Here is a 19,675-nt window from a genome sequence, read left to right as displayed (position 1 = left end):
TCAGCCCTGCTTGTCCTTGTCGAGCCAGACATTGGTCGGATCGAACATCTGCATCGCCGGCACGTAGACCGCGTTGTGGACCTGCGCCGCGTGGTAGTTGGCGTTCTTCGGGTTGGTCAGCGGGTAGAACGGCGCGTCGGCCATCACCTGTGCGTCGGCCTTCGCCCACAGGCCCGCCGCCTGGTCCTGGCTGGTCGCCTTCGCGGCCTGCTCGATGAGGCCGTTGGTGGTCGCGCTGTTGTACAGCCCGAAGTTGCTGCCGATCGGCGGGTACGACGGCTCGCCGGAGAACAGCGGGTTGAAGAAGGACAGCGCCGCGTTGCCGTACCAGTCGGCACCCCACCCGGCCAGCGACACGTCCCAGACACCGCGCCGCGCGACAGTCGGCACCTGCAGGTACTTCACGTAGAAGTCCGCGTTCGGCGACGGGACGCCGGTCACGGTGACACCGGCCTTGGACAGGTCCTGCTGGACGGTCTGGAAGGCTTTGCTGCTGCCTTCGGACGCGTTGCGGTACAGGAACTTCAACGTCAGGTGCGGGTAGCCCGCCTCCTGGAGCAGTTGCTTGGCCTTGTCCACGTTGTACGGGTACGGATCGATCTGCTTCGAGCCGACGATGTTGTCCGGCAGCACGTGGGTCAGCGGCGGGTTGATCGTCGGTCCGCCGATCACCTGGAGGATGTGGTCACGGTTGATCGCGTAGCTGAGAGCCTGCCGCACCTTGACGTTCGCGAGCGCCTTGTTGTTGTTCGGCGACGCGGTGTTGAAGATGACGTACGGGTTGCTCGACGCGGTCATGCCCAGGTTCAGGTTCGGGTCCTTCTTCGCGATCAGGGCCGGCAGCTGCGACGGTGGCGGGCCGACGTCGAACTCGAGGTCGGCGGCCGGCGTCCCGGTCTGCAGTTGCTGCTGGATCGAGTCCTGGCTGACCGTCTCGTTGACCTCGATCTTGTCGACGTACGCCTTGCGGACCGGGTCCGACGCCGCGTCCCAGGCGGAGTTGCGGGAGTACGAGATCGACTTCGTCGGGACCCACTTGTCGACCTTGTACGGGCCGTCGGACGGGAAGTTGTTGCCCAGGTCGGTGCTGGCCGGGAGGTACTTGAGCGACTCGACCGGCGCCGGTGAGAAGGCGGGCAGCGTCAGCATGTCGACGAAGTACGTGGCCGGCTGGGTGAGGTGGAACTCGACCGTGGTCTGGTCCTTGGCGAACACGCCCGGCAGCGGCGTCTTGTCGATGTAGTTCTTGATCCCCTCGACGGTCTTCGGCGCCTTGGCGAAGCCGTCGGCGAACGCCTTGTACCCGACGATCAGGTTGGCGAAGTCCGGGATGCCGCCGAACGGCTGCACCGGGTTCGCGGTGCGCTTGACGCCGAGGACCATGTCCGCGGCGGTCACCTGGCGGGCCGGGGTGGTGTTCCACTTCGCCCCGGGCCGGATCTTGATCGTGTAGGTCTTGCCGTCGGCGCTGATCCCGCCGTTCGCCGCGGTCGGGATGTCGGTGGCCAGGTCGGCCACCGGCTTGGTGTTGTCGCTGCCGGGATCGGCCGGATAGGTGAACAGCTGCCGGCTCCACATCCGCAGGTTCAGGTACCCGACGGAGTAGTAGCTGACGTTGGGGTCCATGTAGTCGACGTCGCCGGCGCCCAGCATGTTCAGGGTGCCGCCGGTGACCGCGGTGCCGGCGGATCCGCCTCCGGATCCGGACGCGGTTCCGCCGCCGTTGCTGCAGGCGGCGAGCGCGATCAGGCTCGCCGCGGCGGCAAGGGATACTGCCGCCAGCCGTCTTCTGGCCATTGGTCCTCCTCCGGGACTCGATAGCGCCGAAGCTAGGCCGCCCGGACCCGCCGGGACCCGGGGTCACGCAACCGTCATGAGGACGTCAACCGGGCCCCGCGCGAAGATGACGGATTCATGACGGCTGTCATCGGGCTCCGGCCCGGCGATGAGCGACACTGGTCGCGTGGCACACAGCTTGCTGCTGGTCGACGACGAACCGCGGATCCGGCGGGTCCTGCGGCTCGCCCTGGAGGACGAGGGGTACCAGGTCGCGGAGGCGGCCAACGGGTACGACGCTCTGGCCGCCCTGCGCCGGGAACCGCCGGACGTGGTGCTGCTGGATCTGATGCTGCCGGACCGCGACGGGTTCACGGTGTGCCGGGAGATCCGGCGCGCCAGCGACGTACCGGTGATCATGGTGACCGCGCGGACCGACAGTCACGACGTGGTCGCCGGGCTGGAGGCGGGCGCCGACGACTACGTGACGAAACCGCTGGTCGCGAAGGAGCTGTCGGCCCGGATCCGGGCGCTGCTGCGCCGGGTCGAGCCGGCCAACGCGCGGCAGGCCGACCTGCTCGAGGTCGGTGACCTGCGGATCGACGTACCGGGCGGCGAGGTGACGCGGGACGGCGAGGCGCTGCCGCTGACCCGGACCGAGTTCAAGCTGCTCGCCGAGCTTGCCGGCGGCGAGGGCAAGGTGCTCAGCCGCGAGCAGCTGCTCTCGAAGGTCTGGGGCTACGGGTACTTCGGGGACAGCCGGATCGTCGACGTCCACATCCGGCGGCTCCGCCTGAAGATCGAGCGCGACCCGGCCAGCCCGAAGCACCTCGTCACCGCCCGCGGTCTGGGCTACCGACTGGTGAGCTGACCTTGCTCGGGCGGTTCAGCCTGCGGGGGCGGGTGATGCTGGCGTACGGGATGCTGGCGCTCGGGTTGTCGATGGTGCTGTCGGTGGTGACCTGGAGTGTGGTCTCGGACTACCTCGTCCAGCAGCGCGAGGCGGCGGCGGAGACGATCACGGCGGACAACGGCGCTGCCTTGCGGTACGGGCTGTTCGGTCCGCCGGAGGCGTGCCGGCCGAGCCACGAGCGGGTCGAGTGCGACAGCCCGACGCTGCAGAAGGGCGTCTCGGTGATGGAGCTGATGAACAGCCTGCCGTCCACCGACGCGGCGGCGTCGATGCTCTACCTCGAGGACCACTGGTACTCGTTGACCGGGAAGCCGTCCGACCTGCCGCCGGACATGATCCAGGACGCGATCGGCGGCAACGTCGTGCAGCGCCGGATCGACGTGGGCGGGCAGCCGGTGCTCGCGGTCGGCGTACCGATCGGGCGGCAGGGCGACGCGTTCTTCGAGTGGCATCCGCTGACCAGCCTGGACGCGACGCTGCAGCGGATGAAGATCACGCTGATCGCGGCGGCGATCGCGACCGCGATGCTCGGGCTCGCGGTCGGGCGGCTGGCCAGCACACTCGCCCTGCGGCCGCTGGCCGAACTCACCCGGGTCGCGGACCATGTCGCCCGCGGCAAGCTGGACGCGCGGTTGCAGGCCGAGAACGACAAGGACCTGGGCGGCCTGGCACGGTCGTTCAACCAGACCGCGGCGGCGCTGGAGCGCCGGGTGGCCGCCGACGCCCGGTTCGCCGGCGACGTGAGCCACGAGCTGCGGACGCCGTTGATGACGATGCTCAACTCGATGCAGCTGATCCAGAACCACCGCGCCGAGCTGCCGGCCGCTGTCCGGGAGCCGGTGGAACTGCTCGGCGACGACCTGGACCGGTTCCGGCGGCTGGTGATCGACCTGCTGGAGATCTCCCGCGACGACGGGGGCGACCGGGGGAGCCGCGAGATCGTGCGGATCGCCGACCTGGTCCGGGCCGCGGCCGACGCGGCGGCCGGACGCGAGGTGACGGACGTCCAGCCGGAGGCCGAGGGACTCACCCTGCAGGCCGACAAGCGCCGGCTCGAGCGGGTGATCGCGAACCTGGTCGAGAACGCCGAGGACCACGCGGGCGGCTGCAAGGGCGTCGGGGTCGCGGCCGGCGGCCTGGGGGTCGTCATCACCGTCGACGACGCCGGGCCTGGGATCGCCGAGGAGGACCGGACCCGGATCTTCGAGCGCTTCGGCCGCGGCGAGACCTCGAGTCGCGGGCGGGGCGTCGGACTCGGCCTGGCGATCGTCGCGCGCCATGTGCAGTGGCACCACGGCACCATCCAGGTCACCGACCGTCCGGGCGGCGGCGCCCGCTTCGTCGTCGAGCTGCCCGCGAAAATCAGCTGACGGCGCCGGCCCGCCCCGGCTACCGTGGGCGCATGGCTACTTGCCTCTGTGTCTAGCTGGCGCACCCGCTTCTGCAGGTGAGGTGCGTCCACTAGCTAACACGGAGAGTAACCATCATGATCACCGTTCGCGGTGTAGATATTCGGGTCGGTGCACAGGTGCTGCTGGCCGAGCTGTCGTTCACTGTCGGCGCGGGCGACCGCGTCGGACTCGTCGGCCGCAACGGCGCCGGCAAGACCACGCTGATGAAGACGCTGGCCGGCGAGGCCCGTCCGGCAACGGGACAGATCGCTGTGACCGGGTCGATCGGCTACCTGCCGCAGGACCCGCGCGCGGCCGATCCGGCCATCACCGTCACGGCACGCATCCTGTCCGCGCGCGGCCTGGACGTCGCGGTCCGGGAGCTTCGCGCGGCCGAGGCCGCGATGAGTACGGCGACCGGCGCGGCGCAGGACAGGGCGATGGCGGCGTACGCGCGCGCCGAGGCGGCGTTCCAGGCCGGCGGCGGCTACGCGGCCGAGGCCGAAGCGGCCCGGCTGGCGGCCGGCGTCGGACTGCCCAACCGTGCCCTCGAGCAGCCGATCGGTGAACTGTCGGGCGGTCAGCGCCGTCGCGTCGAGCTGGCGCGGATCCTGTTCGCCCAGCACGACGTGCTGCTGCTCGACGAGCCGACCAACCACCTCGACGCCGACTCGGTGCTGTGGCTGCGGCAGTTCCTGCTGGCCTACCCCGGCGGGCTGATCGTCATCAGCCACGACCGTGAGTTGCTCAAGGCAACGGTCAACCGGGTCTTCCACCTGGACCCGCAGCGGCTGACGGTCGACATCCACAACACCGGCTGGACGAAGTACCTCGAGCAGCTGGACGTGGACGAGCGCCGCCGGCAGCGCGAGCGTGCGGTCGCCGAGCGCAAGGCCGCGGTCCTGCACGCCCAGGCGGCGAAGATGCAGGCTGGTGCGAACACGGCGGTCGCGGCGCGGAACATGGCCCGCCGCGCGGACAAGCTGCTCGGCGGCCTCGAACCGGTACGCCGGGCCGCGCGGGTCGCCAAGATCCGTCTCCCGGCACCGGCCCCGTCGGGCCGGACGCCGTTGTCCGCGGTCGGCCTGAAGAAGTCCTACGGCGCCCTGCAGGTCCTGGACGGTGTGGATCTGGCCGTGGACCGGGGGAGCCGGGTCGTCATCCTCGGGCTGAACGGCGCGGGCAAGACCACGCTGCTCCGGCTCCTCGCGGGCCGCGAACAGCCGGACGCCGGCCGCGTCGTACCAGGTCACGGGCTGCGGCTCGGGTACTTCGCGCAGGAGCACGACACGCTGGACCTGGCCGGCACCGTCCGGCAGAACCTGGCGACGGTCGCGCCCGGGCTGACCGACGGCGAGGTGCGGAACGTGCTCGGCTCGTTCCTGTTCAGCGGTGACGACGTGGACAAGCCCGCCGGCGTCCTGTCCGGTGGCGAGAAGACCCGGCTGGCCCTGGCCGGCCTGGTCCACTCGAGTGCGAACGTGCTGCTGCTGGACGAGCCGACGAACAACCTCGACCCGGCCTCCCGGGACGAGGTCCTGGGCGCGGTCGGCAGCTACCCGGGCGCGATCGTGATGGTCACCCACGACGAGGGCGCGATCGAGGCTCTGCGCCCCGGCCGCGTCCTGATCCTCCCCGACGCCACCGAGGACCTGTGGTCCGACGACTACCTCGACCTGGTGTCGCTGGCGTGATCACCGTCCGGGCCCGCCGCGGGCGGGCCCGGACGGTCCGGAACGGACCTTCGTCGGGTCGTACGCGGGACGTTCGTCCCTGACCGGTGCGTGCCGGGGCTCCAAGGCTGGAAGGAACGAACCCTCGTTCCCGCCCGCGCCCGTGAGGAGGACCACCATGCTGAAACGCCGGGCCGGTCGGCCGTCGGGTACCGAGCAAACCACGAGCGACGTCATCGTTTCTGCCACCGCCGTACGGAAGACGTACGACACCGGGCAGGTCCGGGTCGACGCGCTCCAGGGCATCGACCTGGAGTTGCGGCGCGGCGAGATGGCCGCCGTGATGGCCCGAGCGGCTGCGGCAAGACCACCCTGCTGAATTGCCTGTCCGGGCTGGACGAGATCGACGGGGGCCGGATCCTGATCGAAGGCGTCGATCTGACCGAGCTGCCGGACCGGGCGCGGACCCGGTACCGGGCCGAGCGGATGGGGTTCGTCTTCCAGTTCTACAACCTGATGCCGGTGCTGTCGGCGGTGGAGAACGTCGAACTGTCGCTGCTGCTCGCCGGGCAGGCGCCGAAGCCCGCCCGCGAGCGCGCGATCGAAGCGCTCGAGCTGGTCGGCCTGGCCGACCGCGCCGCGCATGTCCCGGACGAACTGTCGGGTGGCGAGCGGCAGCGGGTCACCATCGCCCGGGCCCTGGTCAACGAGCCCGCGATCGTCTGGGCCGACGAACCGACCGGCGACCTGGACAGCGAGTCGGCGGAGGACATCACGTCGCTGATGCGGCGGCTGAACCGGGAGCGGGGCCTGACCTTCCTGATCGTGACCCACGACATCGCCGTCGGCCGGCGGACCGACCGGATCATCAGGATGCTCGACGGCCGGGTGGTCGACGAGCAGGTCGTGAACGAACGGAGGGAGCCCAGCCATGTTCACGCGTCTCACGTTGCTTGAGATCGACACCGTCCGGATCGACACCGCGTCGGCGGTCGAGCGGTTCCGGGCCGAGGTGCTCCCGGAGCTGCACGAGCAGCCCGGGTACGCGGGCGTGCTGGTGATGGCCACGCCGGAGGGCCTGGGCGCGATCATCAGTTTCTGGGAGACGTCCGAGGCCGCCGACGCGGCCGGCTCCCAAGGCTTCTACGCCGAGGTTCTGGAGCGCTACACGACAATCTTCCGGTCTCCGCCGGGACGCGAGCGCTACCAGATCGCGCTCGCCGAGCTGCCGTCCGTGGAAGCCACCGCCCCTGCCGCGAACTGAGGGGGTGCCGGCCATGACCGAGCTGTTCGGAATTCCGGTCAGGGCGCTGGCCGTCGTACTCGGCCTGCTGGTGGTCGTCACGCTGGCCGTCGTGGCCGCACTGGCGGTGCGGAACCGGGTGCTGTTCAAACTGGGCGTCCGCAACATGGCCCGGCGCCGCGGCCGGACCGCCATCATCGTCGGCGGGCTGATGCTCGGGACGATGATCATCGCCTCGGCCCTCGGCTTCGGCGACATCATCTCGCACACGGTCCGGACGTCGGTGATCACGACGTACGGCCAGACCGACGAGATCATCTCGGCACGCTCCACCGACGAACCGGACATCGCGACGCTCGGCCAGGGTGCGGGCGCCCGCTTCCTGACCGCGACCGAGGCGGCGCGCGTGATCGCCGCGGCCGGGCGGGTCCCGGCCGTCGACGCGGTCGCGCCGGCGATCAGCGCGTCGATCGCCGTCCAGAACGCGCGCAGCCGGACGAGCGAGCCGAGCGTGACCCTGTTCGCGACCGACCCGGCGTCGGTCTTCGGGCGGATCCGTTCGACATCAGGTGAGAACCTCCGGCTGGACGAACTCGCGGCCGGGCAGACCTACCTGAACGCCGAGGCGGCGGACGACCTCGCGGCCGCCCCTGGCGACGAGCTCGTGGTGTTCGCGGGCGGCCGTCAGCAGCGGCTCACCGTCGCGCGAGTGGTCACGTACGACGGCGCCGGCACTGACGGTGGTGCTTTGCTGATGCCGTTGCGGACCGCCCAGCAGTTGCTCGGCGTGGGGTCCGGTGTCCAGCAGATCCTGGTGTCGAACGACGGCAACGAGATCAGCGGCGCGGATCGTACCGACGAGGTCGTCACCGCGCTGCGGCCGACGACGGCCACGCTCGGCCTGTTCGTCGACCCGGTCAAGCGCGACGGGCTCGACCAGGCCGACGAGCAGGGCGCCAGTTTCCTGTCGATGTTCTCGACGATGGGCACGTTCACCGTCTCGGCCGGCGTCCTGCTGATCTTCCTGGTCTTCGTGATGCTTGCCGCGGAGCGCCGCGGTGAGATGGGTACCGCCCGCGCGATCGGGACCCAGCGCCGCCAGCTGGTGCAGATGTTCGTCTTCGAGGGGGTCGCGTACGACGTCCTGGCCGCGGTCGTCGGCGCCGTGCTGGGGCTCGCCCTGTCGGTGGGCATGGTCCGGGCGATCGCCGGCGCGTTGTCCGGCCCCGGTATGGTCACGATCCGGTACCACCTGACCCTGACCAGCCTGATCGTCTCGTTCGCCCTCGGGGTGCTGCTCACCCTCGGGGTGGTGCTGATCGCCTCGTGGCGGGTCAGCCGGCTCAACATCGTCAGCGCGGTCCGCAATCTTCCGCAGCCGCCAAGACGGCGCCGCCGGAGGTCCTGGGGTGTCCACGTCGCCTGGACGCTCCTGCTCGGCACCGCCTTCATCGCCTTGTCGTATCGCGGCAAGAGCGCCGAACTGCTGCTCGCCGGCGGCACCCTGGTGATCTTCGCCCTGGTTCCGCTGATCCGCCTCCTCGGCGGTAGCGAACGGCTGACCTACACCGTGGCGGGCCTCGGCGTCCTGGTCTGGAACCTGCTGCCGTTCTGGGTCTACGAGAAGCTCGTGCCGGGGCTGCGGATGGGGTTCTCGGTCTTCGTCCTGGCCGGGCTGTTGCTGGTGGCCGGCGCGACCATGGTCGTGATCTACAACGCGACCGCCGTGCAGTCCGCGCTGATGTGGGTCTTCGGCCGGTCCCGGCACGCCGCACCGGTCGTCCGGACGGCGATCGCCCAGCCGCTGCGGACCCGGTTCCGCACCGGCGCGACGATCGGGCTGTTCATGCTGGTCGTGTTCACGCTGGTGGTGGGATCGGCCACCTCCGGCTCGTTCGTGGCGGCGTACAACGACGAGGAGACCTTCGGCGGCGGGTACGACGTCACCGCGCAGACCTCACCGCTGACCCCGATCACGGACATGAACCAGGCGCTGTCCACCGCGCCGGGGATCGACCGCTCCGACATCACCGCGGTCGCCGGACAGTCGTACCTGCCCGTGCAGGCTCGTCAGGCCGGGCAGAGCGGTTTCCGCGGGTACGTCCTCAGGGGACTCGACGACGAGTTCACCCGGTCGACGACGTACGGCTTCGCGATCAGGGCCGCGGGGTACGGCTCCGACCGTGCGGTCTGGGACGCGGTCGCCACCCATCCCGGGCTGGCCGTCGTGGACGCGTACTCCGTGCCGCGCCGCGACAACTTCGGCACGCCGAAGGTCTCGGACTTCGGGCTGACCGGGTTCCATCTGGAGGACGACAGCTTCCGGCCCGTGCCGATCGAGGTCCGCGACATCCAGTCCGGCAAGACCCTCCGGCTCACGGTCATCGGTGTCCTGGCCGACACCGTGCCGCTCGCCATGGTCGGCATCTCGACGGCGCAGCGGACCGTGGCGCCGCTGGGCGCGGCGGCGGCGCCGAGCGTCTGGTACTTCCGGACCGCTCCGGGCGCCGACCCCGAGGTCGTGGCGCAGCAGCTGGAGTCGGCGTTCCTGGACAACGGGATGCAGGCCACGGCGCAGCGGGAGGCGCAGCGGGACGCGGTCGGCGCGAGCCTGACCTTCCAGTACCTGATCCTGGGATTCCTGGGCCTCGGGCTGGTGATCGGCGTCGCCGCGCTGGGCGTGATCAGCGCCCGCTCGGTGGTCGAGCGGCGCCAGCAGATCGGCGTACTGCGGGCGATCGGCTTCCAGGCGCGGATGGTCCAGATGACCTTCTTGGTCGAGTCGCTGTTCATCACGCTGACAGGAGTGGTCGTCGGCGCCGTACTCGGGCTGGTGGTCGCAGCCAACGTCATCTCCGACGCGGCCGACCAGCCAGGGATGGAGAACCTGGCACTGAAACCGCCGTGGACCGCGCTCGGGATCATCCTCGTCGTCGTGGTGATCTCGACGATCCTGACCACCTGGCTGCCCAGCGTCAAAGCCTCCCGCACCTATCCCGCGACCGCGCTCCGCTACGAGTGAGCGGTCAGGCTCGGTCCCCCGCGAAATGGGTCTTTGGTCCCGGCAGGACGGGACCCAAGATCCTTGGTTGGCCCTGACCACCGGCCGCTTGATGAGAGGACCAACAGTCGCAGGGGGAGGAAGCGGCGATGGAACTCACGAGCAGGGAGTGGTGGGGCCTGATTCACGGGATGGTGCTCGGCGCACTGTTCCTGCTGGGTTTCGCGGGCGGACTGGCCGAGCTGCATGCCTTGCGGCCCGCAGCCGAGACAACGGCCGGCATCCGGACCTCGGCGCGTCGGCTCCGGCTGGGTGTGTCGTCGATGGCAGTGGCGGCGTGGGGCACCGTCATCACCGGAACGTGGATCGTCTATCCCTGGTACCGGGAGAAGAACCCGGCCAGCCCACGGTCGGTGTTGCTCGCCGACCCCAACACCGAGAGATGGCACACGTTCGGGATGGAGTGGAAAGAGCACCTCGCCTGGCTCAGCCCGATGCTCGCCACCACGGCCGCGTTCCTGGTGCTCTACTACGGAGCCGGCCTGGCGCGTAACGACCGGCTTCGCCGCGTCGCGATGGGTTTGTTCATCACGGCGTTCGCCACCGCCGCGGTCGCCGGAACCTTCGGTGCGCTGATCACCAAGGTCGCACCGGTGCAATGAGGAGCTGATCATGACTGACTTCGATGATCCGCGGACCGCGGAGCAGGTGGTGGAGGAACCGACGCGGAGCGCCGCGGAGGTCGACGAGACCCCCGGAAAGCCGGAGGGACCGGCGGCCGCCGCCGTGCTGGCCGTCGGGATCGGTGCCCTCACGCTGGGTGTTGTGACGACCGTTGCGGAGATGAGTACGTCGGTGAGCGACTGGCTCAACTGGTACAACCGGGTCGGTCCGCTGTCGGGAAAGACGATCCTGACTGTCGCCGTCTGGCTGCTCAGCTGGGCCGTCCTGCACGCGACGCTGCGCCGCCGCGCGGTGATGAGCCGCGCCGTGCTGCTCACCGCCGTGATCCTGATCGCCCTCGGTCTGCTCGGTACCTTCCCGCCCTTCTTCGACCTGTTCGCAAGCGACTGAAGTGACCGCGCGGTGGGTGTCTACCAGTTCGACCTCTGCTGACGGACTGCGTCCACCAGCAGGTCGAGGTGCCCACGGTGCTGCGCGGTCTCCTCGATCATGTGCAGGTAGATCCACCGCAGGCTCACCAATTGCCCACCGAACGACCCTCGTACGGCGAGATGCTCGAGCGACTCGACGCCCGCCGTGATCGTGCGGCTGGTGGCGCACGCTGATCGATACAGGTCGCGTAGCTCGGCGACCGTGTTGCCGGCGGCCGAGTGGAACTCCCAGTCGGGGTCTTGGTCGAACGGCGCCGACCGCCACGGTTCGGCGGACGGTACGTCGAGGAACTTGTGGCTGAACCACAGGTCCTCGACCGCGGCGAGGTGCTTGACGATGCCGCCGACGGTCAGGTCGGTCGCGGGCAACGGCCGGGTGGCCGCCTCGGCGTCGGTGACCTCGTCGAGCGTTCGCAGCACGGCGGCGCGATGGAAGTCCAGGAACTGTTCGAGCGTCTGCCGCTCGCCGGCTGCGACCTCTGGGTAACCGTTCATGGGGTCAGTGTTGCCGGGGGCCGGCTTCTTGGCCTACCGTGAATATATGAAGAGTTCTGCAGATGTGCAGCCGGACGCCTGCAGTGTGCGGCTCGTCGATCCGGAGCGGGTGGCGAGCGTCAATGCCAGGATGCCGGGCGAGGAGGACATCGTCGACACGGCCGACGTGTTCGGGCTGCTCGGCGATCCGCGGCGGCTGAAGCTGCTCGTCGCGCTGCTCGACGGGGAGCTGTGTGTCTGCGATCTCGCCGCGATCACCGGCCTCAGCGAGTCGGCGACGTCGCACGCGCTCCGGCTGCTCCGGGCGCACCGCGTGGTCGCCGTCCGGCGCGACGGGCGGAACGCCTTCTACCGGCTCGACGACGCGCACGTGCGGATGCTGCTGGACCTCGCGGTCGCGCACACCGAGCACACCGACGCCATCCACCCGGAACGGTCGCAAGCATGAGTCACGACCACGGGGAAGGCGCCGCGGCAGGACACGGGCACGGCCACGGGCACGGCGTGAGCGCGAACGCGGACCGGAAGCTGCTCAGCGGCGCGCTCGCGCTGATCGTCGGCTTCATGATCGCCGAGGTGATCGTCGGCGTCGCGGCCGGCTCGCTGGCCCTCGTCACCGATGCCGCGCACATGCTCACCGACGCGATCGCCATCGCGCTGGCACTGCTCGCGATCCGGCTCGCCGCCAAACCGCCGGCCGGCGGGTTCACGTACGGCTTCAAGCGGGTCGAGATCCTGTCCGCACAGGCGAACGGCATCACGCTGCTGCTGCTCGCGGTCTATTTCGTGTACGAGGCCGTCAGCCGGCTGATCCACCCGCCCGAGGTGAAGGGTGCGCTGGTCCTGATCACCGGCGTCGTCGGCATCGTGGTGAACCTGTTCGCCACCTGGCTGATCAGCAAGGCGAACCGCTCCAGCCTGAACGTAGAGGGCGCCTTCCAGCACATCCTCAACGACCTCTTCGCGTTCGTCGCGACCGCCATCGCCGGTCTCGTCGTCCTGCTCACCGGGTTCGCCCGGGCGGACGCGATCGCGGCGTTCGTGGTCGCGGTGCTGATGCTGAAGGCCGGCGTCTCACTGGTCCGGGACTCGGGCCGGATCTTCCTCGAAGCTGCGCCGGCCGCGATCGACCCGCAGGCGCTCGGCGCCGAGCTCTGCGCGGTGCCGGGTGTGGTCGAGGTGCACGACCTGCACGTCTGGGAGATCACCTCCGGCGAGCCGGCCGCGTCCGCGCACATCTTGGTTGCCGAGGGCCTCGACTGCCACCAGATCCGCGTCCGGATCGAGCAGTTGCTTGCCGAGCGCCACCATCTGACGCATTCCACGCTCCAGGTCGACCACGCCGGCGCCGAGGCCCCGGAGCACTGCAGCGACGCGCACGGTGCGGTCCACCGCGCGGTCACAGGCGCTGGACCAGCACCTGACCCGGCCAATCCACATCATTGACGCGCGGTACGGCGAACGCGGTGTCGCGCGTGAAGCCCTGCTGCTCGTAGTACCGGACCAGTGCACCGTCACCGCCGGCGAAGCAGTCCACCCGCAGCAGCCGTACGCCTGCTGCGCGGGCGAGCCCGCGCGCGTGGTCGAGCAGCGTCCCGCCGAGGTTCTGCCCGGCGGACGCGCGATCGGTCACGAGCAGCCGCACGTACAGCTCCGGCTCGGCGGCCGGCGGCACGTAGTCGAGCGCGGCGCCCACGGCCAGCGCGCCGACCACCCGATGGTCCGCCGTACCGACCCAGAGGCCGCCGTCGTCGGCGAAGCCGGTGATCTGCTCGACCCGCCGCGGGCTCGTCGAGTGCGGCGCCGTACCCCACTGGTCGGTCCGGCCGCGCGCGACCAGCCATTCGGTCGCTTCGTCGAGGAGCGCCAGCACGGCCGGTACGTCGTCCCGCCCGGCCCGGCGGATCGTCATCTGCACGCTGCCCAGAATAAGTTGGCGGCAGATGTCGAAACCGCGTCCGCAGTCTCTACCCAAGGGTGTAGAGAGGAGCTCACGATGAGCAAGAAGACCGGAAAGCTGGACAAGACCTTCACCGCGCCGCTGTTGAAGAGCGACGCCAAGGGCGGCTGGACCTACGTGCAGATGCCGGATTCGGCCGCGTACTTCGGGACGCGCGGACTGGTCAAGGTGCGTGGCACGATGGACGGCCACCCGTTCGAGAGTTCGTTCATGGCGCTCGGTGACGGTACGCACAAACTGCCCGTCAGGAGCGAGCTGCGAACCCTGCTCGGCAAGCAGCCCGGAGACGAGATCACCGTTCATTTGGAGGAACGTCTCGGTTGAGAGTCACCGCCGTTTGATCTGAGATCACCGTCACAACCGGTCATGTCCTGAGTAAGGACTGTGTGAAGAATCAGTGCTGACCGGCTGCTCGGGTGGGTCGATCGCGGGCCGGACCGTACCGTCGAACCTGGGTGGTCCGACGAAGGCAGGAGTGAACGAGGTGCAACGGGGCTCATGGGGCATGCCGTCGGCATGCCCGCGATCAGCGGAGCCGGTCTCACCGTGATTTCGCTGAACAAGATTCTCGGCGTGGCCGGCCTGGTGCTGCTGGTCGGCGGCGCGCTGCTCGGATTCCGGTCGGTGTCGGCGAGCGGGGCCGACTGCGGTTCGGCCTTCCGGCCGGCCGGCGGGATCACGCCGATGGCCTGCGACAACGCGCTCAGCGGCGCCAGCACGCTGACCACGGTCGTGATCAGCGCCGGCGTGCTCTGCCTGATCGGCGCCGTCGCGATCAAGGTCGTCCACGACCGCGCGCAGGAGAAGGTCAGCGCCTGAAACCAGGTGCGAACCTCGCCCCGGTGCGTCAGGGTGCCGGGGTGACGATCGAACCGTTCCGGCTGGACGTGCCGGACAGCGAGCTGGACGACCTGCGGCAACGACTCGACCTGGTGCGCTGGCCGTCGGAGCTTCCGGGCGCCGGCTGGTCGCGCGGCGTACCGCTGGAGTATCTGCGGGACCTGGCCGGCTACTGGCGGGACGGGTACGACTGGCGGGCGGCTGAGGCGCGGCTGAACGAGTGGCCGCAGTACACCACCGTCATCGACGGGGCGCTCGTGCACTTCGCGCATCTCCGCTCGTCGTCGCCGGACGCGATCCCGCTGGTGCTGACCCATGGCTGGCCGGGCTCCGTCGTCGAGTTCACCTCCGTCGCACCGCTGCTGAGCGACTTCCACCTGATCCTCCCGACCATCCCGGGCTTCACGCTGTCCGGCCCGACCCGCGAGCCCGGGTGGGAGTTCACCCGGGTCGCGCGCGCGTGGACCGAGCTGATGACGCGGCTCGGATACCGGCGGTACGGCGTCCAGGGCGGCGACTGGGGCGCGGCGATCTCCCGCGAGGTCGGGCGGATCGATCCGGAACGGGTGCTCGGCGTACACCTCAACCTGATCCCCGGCGCGGGCGCGACGGCCGAGCCGACGCCGGCGGAGCTCGCGCCGCTGGACGCCGCCGAGCGCGAGCGCACATGGGCGTCGTGGCGGCGGCAGCAGGAGTTCGCGTCCGAGCAGCAGGGGTACGCCGACCTGCAGTCGACCCGGCCGCAGACGCTGGCGTACGCGCTGACCGATTCGCCGGTCGGGCAGCTGGCCTGGATCGCGGAGAAGTTCGCGACCTGGTCGGACGTCCCGATCGACCGGGATCTGCTGCTCACCAACGTGATGCTCTACTGGCTGACCAGGACGGCGGGCTCGGCCGGGGCGATCTACTACGAGCGCGCGCAGGCGGCGTACTGGGGTCAACCGCCCGAGCCGTCGCGGACGCCGACCGCGCTGCTCGACCTCGCGCACGAGAACTTCATCCCGCTGCGGCACAAGGTCGCCGGCACCGACAACGTCGTCCGCTGGACCAGCCATCCGCGGGGCGGCCACTTCGCCGCGCTCGAGGTGCCCGAGCTGCTGGCCGCCGACGTCCGCGCCTTCTTCAGAGCTTGAGGCTGCCGTCCGTCGGATCGGACGGGAGAACTATCGTGACCGCATGAGTTTTACCGGGTTTCCGGCTGCGGCGCTGGACTTCTACGACGATCTCGAGATGGACAACACCAAGACCTTCTGGACGGAGCACAAGCACGTCTACGAGGAGTCGGTCCGGGCGCCGATGGCCGCGCTGCTGGCCGAGCTCGAGGAGGAGTTCGGTATGGCGAAACTCTTCCGCCCGTACCGTGACGTCCGCTTCGCCAAGGACAAGACGCCGTACAAGACCCACCAGGGCGCGTTCATCGACGTCGCGCCGTCCACCGGGTGGTACGTGCAGGTCTCCGCACCCGGCGTCCGGGTCGCGGCCGGCTTCTACGAGGCGTCGTCGGAGCGCCTGGCCCGGGTCCGCACCGCCATCGACGACGACCGCCGCGGGAAGCAACTGGAGAAGCTGCTCGCCAAACTGACGAGGGCCGGCTGGACGGTCGGCGGCGACAAGCTCAAGACCAGCCCTCGCGGCTACGACCCCGAGCACCCCCGGATCGACCTGCTCCGCCACAAGTCCCTGACGGTCGGCAAGAGCTACGGCTTCGAACCCGTCATCCACACCGCCGACCTCGCCGACCGGATCCGCGCAGACTGGCGAGCCACCAAACCCCTGATCACCTGGCTGACCGACAACACCTGATCGTCGAGGTCAGGACTCGAAGTCCTTCTTGATGGTGGTGAGGATGTCGCGGGTCCTGTTCGGCGGCGGGGCCGCGACGCAGAGGGCTTCCATGGTGGCCGTGTACTGATCGAGGTCCTCGAGCTTGTCCAGGTACAGGGCGCTGCTGAGGTGCTCGATGTAGACCATGTCCGGGAGGTCCTGCTCCGGGAACCGCAGGATGCTGTACGCGCCGCCGGTGGCCGCGTGGCCGCCGACGTTGAACGGCATCACCTGGAGCGTGACGTTCGGGTACTGCGACGCGTCGATCAGGTGGTCGAGCTGCTGGACCATCGCCTTCACGCCGCCGATCGGCCGGCGCAGCACCGCCTCGTCGACGACTGCCCAGATCCGCACCGGGTCCGGGCGGGTCAGGACGCTCTGCCGGCCGGTCCGCAGCGCGACCCGGCGCTCGACCTCCTCGGCCGGGATCAGTCCGCGGCCGAGTTGGATGACCGCGCGGATGTAGTCGGGGGTCTGCAGCAGACCCGGGACGAACTGCAGCTCGTAGACACGGATCAGCTGCGCCGCGGCCTCGAGGTCAAGGTAGGAGTGGAACCAGCTCGGCAGCACGTCGCCGTACCGGTGCCACCAGCCGGGGTTGTTCGCCTCCCGGGTGAGCGCGAGGAGACGCTCGCGCTCTTCCTCGTCGTCGACGCCGTACAGCGTCAGCAGGTCGCGGACGTCGCGCTCCTTGAGGCCGACGCGGCCGAGCTCCATCCTGCTGACCTTGGACTCCGACGACCGGATCTCCCACCCCGCGTCGGATCTGCTGATCCCTGCTGCCACCCGCATCCGGCGTAGATGCCCGCCGAGAATGATGCGCAGCGCGGTCGGTCCGCTCTGCGCGCCCGACTCGGTCACACCCACCTCCCAGCGGCCCCAGCGGTCTCCATCGGCAACCTCACCCGCAGACGCACATCATCGCACGCCGGAGCGCTGATCTGCCGAAGTTCTTACAAAAGAGCGGCAATTCCGGATCGGCGATCACGGAGCGTAAGCCTAGCCGATGAGTGGTTCGCCTGTTTTGTCAGTACATACTAGCGGTCCGACGCGCCGTCGAACACCGTTCGGCGGCGCCTCATCCCACCTCGCTGAGGCGCAAACAGGCCCAATCTGGTCTCGAAATGGAAAACGTGCGGATGCACGTGCATCGGGCGCTTGCATTCGTCGCGTGCCGACGCCATGATTGCTTCATGCACAGAAGGTGAGCTGGATCTCGCGAAAAGTGACATCGCGTGAACCGGCAGGCCGGTCCTACAGAGCGCCGACGGCCCCCCGTTGGCATGACTGGTTGGGGAACCCGAGTCGATGAACGACGACGACAGTGAGGTTGTGGAGCAGACCGCCGCGCTGGCCGGCAGCCGTGCGCCCGAGGAGCTGACGGAGCGGGAGATCCAGGACCTGGTCGCGCGTTGCCCCGAGCAACAGCGCTGGGCCTTCGAGGGCTGGTTGCGCGGCGTCCGCCAACTCGACGGCGACCCGATCGTGAGCCTGGCCCCATGACCACCGACAGAGCAGCAGGAGGACGGAAGATGGTGCGGATCTGGCTGGGTGATCACCTGATCGCCGAGTACGTCGCCGAGCCGGACCGCGCGTCGCGGTACCAGCGGGTGATGACGCCGAAGTTCACCGGATTGCGAATCACCGTTGACAATGCGGCGACCGGGAAGGCCTCCGAGCTGCCGAGCGAGCAGCTCTGGCCGCTCACCGTCCAGTAAGTCCGTACCCGCCCCTCGGGCACACCAGGACCGACTCTCGCCGGAGAGTCGGTCCTGGCGTTTTTGTGCGTCGTCACGCCGCTGCGCGAGGCCCCGTCCGGGCCCGCGGGTCTCCGGGCACAGGAAAGGGCCCCTTCGTCACTCGCCTGGCGAAGGGGCCCTTGCTTCTGTGGTGCCCTGTACTTCTCTGTATTGCTCTTGTGCTGCTCAGTGGTGCCGGGTCCTGCTCAGATCAGGTAGCCGAACTCGCCATCCTGAACGCCGCCGAGGAACGCCTCGATCTCTGCCTTCGTGAACACCAGCGCCGGGCCGTCGGTGAAGCGCGAGTTGCGCACCGCCACACCGCCGTCCGGGAGCTTCGCTACCTCGACACAGTTGCCCTGGGGGCCGCTGCGCTGGCTCTTGCGCCAGATCAGCTCGCTGTTCGAGTCGCCGGGCATGCCGTTGTAGATCGCAGTCATCAGCTGCACCTTCCGTACGTCCTTGGCATATGCACGTGCATTTGGCCTTGCATTTGCATCGTACACGGTTTGGGCTCACGTGTCCGCTGCCTTACGTGCTGTGATCGTGGTGCCGTGAAGCGAGCGTTTCGGCCGGTGATCCGGTCGCGATCGGTGACCGTTGCCCGGCTGTCGCAGAGCCGTTGCCCGACCGTTGGAAAACTTCTGTGCATGACTTCCAGAACTGTGGGGTACGGTTCCTGGTGCAGGCATGACCGTGGTTCAGCGAAGTGCCACGCCGTGACGACAGTCGCGAGGTCATACCAATGGTCATCAACACCATCGAGCGGGAATCCACCCGCAGCGGAGCGCCCACGGATCGGGCCGCCCGCGAAGCAGCTACCCGGGAACTGATGGAACGGCGAGCTGCCAGCACCGACGAGGTCGAGCGTCAGGAAATTCTCGAACAGGTCGTCGAGCTCAACCTCGAAATGGCCAAAGGCATCGCGCGCCGCTTCCGCGGCCGGGGCGCCGAGGCCGACGACCTGGAGCAGGTCGCGTATCTCGGGCTGGTGAAAGCCGCCCACCATTACCGGCTGGAGGCCGACACCCCGTTCATCGGGTTCGCGATCCCCACCATCCGCGGCGAGGTCAAGCGGTACTTCCGCGACTGCGCCTGGACGGTGCGGATCCCACGCCGGCTGCAGGAGATGCAAGGCACCATCGCGAACAAGCTGCCGGAGCTGGAGCAGCAGCTGAACCGCGAACCCACCCCGGCCGAACTGGCCGATCACCTCGAGGTCGAGGTCACCGAGGTCGAGCAGGCGCTCGCGGCGCGCGGGTGCTTCAACGTCCTCTCGCTGGACCGGCCCGCCGAGGCCGACGCCGAGCTCACGCTCGCCGACGTGGTCGCCGACGACGAGGACGCGAGCATCGACCAGCTGGAAACGGTCGAGATGCTGCAGCCGGTGCTCGCCGATCTCGGCGAACGGGACCGCCGCATCCTGCAGCTGCGGTTCGTCGAGGGCTGGACGCAGTCCGAGATCGGCGAGGACATCGGCGTCAGCCAGATGCAGGTCTCGCGGGTCCTTCGCCGGATCCTCGACGACCTCCGCAAGAAGCTGACTCCGCTCCAGGCCGCCGCCTAGGCGGTCGCGGGTCCGCAGTACACAACTCGAGGTTCCGCCGGTCCGTCGTCGACGAAAACTGCGACGGGCCGGCGTGACCTCCCCTCCGTCCACACCTCGCCGGCGACTCGCTGGGCGCTGAGTCTCACCGACGGTGCC

23 protein-coding genes are annotated in these 19,675 nt (G+C 69.5%); 18 read left to right on the top strand and 5 right to left on the bottom strand.

Features of this window, described 5'->3' with window-relative positions:
• Entirely contained in the window at nucleotides 1–1,797 is a 1,797-nt protein-coding gene (locus ABZX12_RS27630) for an ABC transporter substrate-binding protein (protein ID WP_355697732.1), read from the bottom strand.
• A gap of 166 nt (nucleotides 1,798–1,963) precedes the next feature.
• On the opposite strand from ABZX12_RS27630, the gene ABZX12_RS27625 reads away from it, so the two are divergent.
• The 9 genes from ABZX12_RS27625 (at nucleotide 1,964) to ABZX12_RS27585 (ending at nucleotide 11,071) form a co-directional block, all read left to right on the top strand.
• A complete protein-coding gene (locus ABZX12_RS27625; RefSeq protein ID WP_355697730.1) occupies nucleotides 1,964–2,647 on the top strand; it encodes a response regulator transcription factor in 684 nt (227 codons plus the stop codon).
• A gap of 2 nt (nucleotides 2,648–2,649) precedes the next feature.
• Nucleotides 2,650–4,059, top strand: coding sequence for a HAMP domain-containing sensor histidine kinase (locus ABZX12_RS27620; RefSeq protein ID WP_355697729.1), 1,410 nt, complete (start codon nucleotides 2,650–2,652; stop codon nucleotides 4,057–4,059).
• A gap of 116 nt (nucleotides 4,060–4,175) precedes the next feature.
• On the top strand, nucleotides 4,176–5,774 hold the full coding sequence (locus ABZX12_RS27615) for an ABC-F family ATP-binding cassette domain-containing protein (protein WP_355697728.1): 1,599 nt from the start codon (nucleotides 4,176–4,178) through the stop codon (nucleotides 5,772–5,774).
• A 157-nt stretch (nucleotides 5,775–5,931) separates the two neighbouring features.
• Nucleotides 5,932–6,132 carry a hypothetical protein gene (locus tag ABZX12_RS27610; protein WP_355697863.1) on the top strand — a complete coding sequence of 67 codons (201 nt, stop codon included), beginning with the start codon at nucleotides 5,932–5,934 and terminating at the stop codon, nucleotides 6,130–6,132.
• Complete coding sequence (locus tag ABZX12_RS27605; protein ID WP_355697856.1) at nucleotides 6,126–6,710, top strand: ABC transporter ATP-binding protein; 585 nt, start codon at nucleotides 6,126–6,128, stop codon at nucleotides 6,708–6,710. Before ABZX12_RS27610 ends, ABZX12_RS27605 begins: the two co-directional genes overlap by 7 nt.
• A complete protein-coding gene (locus ABZX12_RS27600; RefSeq protein WP_355697726.1) occupies nucleotides 6,685–7,017 on the top strand; it encodes a hypothetical protein in 333 nt (110 codons plus the stop codon). The genes ABZX12_RS27605 and ABZX12_RS27600 overlap by 26 nt, the downstream gene beginning before the upstream one ends.
• A 13-nt stretch (nucleotides 7,018–7,030) precedes the next feature.
• Entirely contained in the window at nucleotides 7,031–10,018 is a 2,988-nt protein-coding gene (locus ABZX12_RS27595; RefSeq protein ID WP_355697725.1) for an FtsX-like permease family protein, read from the top strand.
• A gap of 128 nt (nucleotides 10,019–10,146) precedes the next feature.
• Entirely contained in the window at nucleotides 10,147–10,659 is a 513-nt protein-coding gene (locus ABZX12_RS27590) for a hypothetical protein (RefSeq protein WP_355697723.1), read from the top strand.
• A 10-nt stretch (nucleotides 10,660–10,669) separates the two neighbouring features.
• Nucleotides 10,670–11,071: a hypothetical protein gene (locus ABZX12_RS27585; protein WP_355697722.1), complete on the top strand. Its 402-nt coding sequence runs from the start codon at nucleotides 10,670–10,672 to the stop codon at nucleotides 11,069–11,071.
• Between the two features lie 20 nt (nucleotides 11,072–11,091).
• Here the strand turns inward: ABZX12_RS27585 and ABZX12_RS27580 are convergent, their stop codons facing one another.
• Nucleotides 11,092–11,607, bottom strand: a complete 516-nt coding sequence (locus ABZX12_RS27580; RefSeq protein WP_355697720.1) for a DinB family protein — start codon at nucleotides 11,605–11,607, stop codon at nucleotides 11,092–11,094.
• Between the two features lie 46 nt (nucleotides 11,608–11,653).
• On the opposite strand from ABZX12_RS27580, the gene ABZX12_RS27575 reads away from it, so the two are divergent.
• Nucleotides 11,654–12,055 carry a metalloregulator ArsR/SmtB family transcription factor gene (locus tag ABZX12_RS27575; protein ID WP_355697718.1) on the top strand — a complete coding sequence of 134 codons (402 nt, stop codon included), beginning with the start codon at nucleotides 11,654–11,656 and terminating at the stop codon, nucleotides 12,053–12,055.
• Nucleotides 12,052–13,053 carry a cation diffusion facilitator family transporter gene (locus tag ABZX12_RS27570; RefSeq protein ID WP_355697716.1) on the top strand — a complete coding sequence of 334 codons (1,002 nt, stop codon included), beginning with the start codon at nucleotides 12,052–12,054 and terminating at the stop codon, nucleotides 13,051–13,053. The genes ABZX12_RS27575 and ABZX12_RS27570 overlap by 4 nt, the downstream gene beginning before the upstream one ends.
• Here the strand turns inward: ABZX12_RS27570 and ABZX12_RS27565 are convergent.
• Complete coding sequence (locus ABZX12_RS27565) at nucleotides 13,007–13,519, bottom strand: GNAT family N-acetyltransferase (RefSeq protein WP_355697854.1); 513 nt, start codon at nucleotides 13,517–13,519, stop codon at nucleotides 13,007–13,009. The two genes, ABZX12_RS27570 and ABZX12_RS27565, sit on opposite strands and share 47 nt — an antisense overlap.
• Before the next feature lie 84 nt (nucleotides 13,520–13,603).
• On the opposite strand from ABZX12_RS27565, the gene ABZX12_RS27560 reads away from it, so the two are divergent.
• From ABZX12_RS27560 to ABZX12_RS27545, 4 genes are all read left to right on the top strand, one after another.
• Entirely contained in the window at nucleotides 13,604–13,891 is a 288-nt protein-coding gene (locus ABZX12_RS27560; protein WP_355697714.1) for a DUF1905 domain-containing protein, read from the top strand.
• 174 nt (nucleotides 13,892–14,065) lie between these two features.
• On the top strand, nucleotides 14,066–14,386 hold the full coding sequence (locus ABZX12_RS27555) for a hypothetical protein (RefSeq protein WP_355697712.1): 321 nt from the start codon (nucleotides 14,066–14,068) through the stop codon (nucleotides 14,384–14,386).
• A gap of 41 nt (nucleotides 14,387–14,427) precedes the next feature.
• Complete coding sequence (locus tag ABZX12_RS27550) at nucleotides 14,428–15,540, top strand: epoxide hydrolase (protein ID WP_355697710.1); 1,113 nt, start codon at nucleotides 14,428–14,430, stop codon at nucleotides 15,538–15,540.
• Nucleotides 15,541–15,583: 43 nt separating this feature from the next.
• Nucleotides 15,584–16,210 carry a DUF2461 domain-containing protein gene (locus ABZX12_RS27545; protein ID WP_355697709.1) on the top strand — a complete coding sequence of 209 codons (627 nt, stop codon included), beginning with the start codon at nucleotides 15,584–15,586 and terminating at the stop codon, nucleotides 16,208–16,210.
• A gap of 9 nt (nucleotides 16,211–16,219) precedes the next feature.
• Here the strand turns inward: ABZX12_RS27545 and ABZX12_RS27540 are convergent, their stop codons facing one another.
• On the bottom strand, nucleotides 16,220–17,092 hold the full coding sequence (locus tag ABZX12_RS27540; protein ID WP_355697707.1) for a helix-turn-helix transcriptional regulator: 873 nt from the start codon (nucleotides 17,090–17,092) through the stop codon (nucleotides 16,220–16,222).
• A 447-nt stretch (nucleotides 17,093–17,539) separates the two neighbouring features.
• Between ABZX12_RS27540 and ABZX12_RS27535 the strand changes: the two genes are divergently transcribed.
• Nucleotides 17,540–17,734 carry a hypothetical protein gene (locus tag ABZX12_RS27535; RefSeq protein ID WP_355697705.1) on the top strand — a complete coding sequence of 65 codons (195 nt, stop codon included), beginning with the start codon at nucleotides 17,540–17,542 and terminating at the stop codon, nucleotides 17,732–17,734.
• Complete coding sequence (locus ABZX12_RS27530) at nucleotides 17,731–17,949, top strand: hypothetical protein (RefSeq protein ID WP_355697703.1); 219 nt, start codon at nucleotides 17,731–17,733, stop codon at nucleotides 17,947–17,949. The genes ABZX12_RS27535 and ABZX12_RS27530 overlap by 4 nt, the downstream gene beginning before the upstream one ends.
• Before the next feature lie 227 nt (nucleotides 17,950–18,176).
• On the opposite strand, the gene ABZX12_RS27525 is transcribed toward ABZX12_RS27530, so the two are convergent.
• Nucleotides 18,177–18,410, bottom strand: coding sequence for a DUF397 domain-containing protein (locus ABZX12_RS27525; RefSeq protein ID WP_131293596.1), 234 nt, complete (start codon nucleotides 18,408–18,410; stop codon nucleotides 18,177–18,179).
• Nucleotides 18,411–18,715: 305 nt separating this feature from the next.
• On the opposite strand from ABZX12_RS27525, the gene ABZX12_RS27520 reads away from it, so the two are divergent.
• A complete protein-coding gene (locus ABZX12_RS27520; protein ID WP_355697701.1) occupies nucleotides 18,716–19,537 on the top strand; it encodes a SigB/SigF/SigG family RNA polymerase sigma factor in 822 nt (273 codons plus the stop codon).
• Nucleotides 19,538–19,675: the final 138 nt, after the last annotated feature.

Source organism: Kribbella sp. NPDC003505, assembly GCF_040610875.1.
In the GTDB taxonomy this organism is placed as follows: Bacteria; Actinomycetota; Actinomycetes; order Propionibacteriales; family Kribbellaceae; genus Kribbella.
The sequence above is the reverse complement of the archived record's forward strand: the minus strand, read 5'-3'. Positions and strand labels throughout refer to the sequence as shown.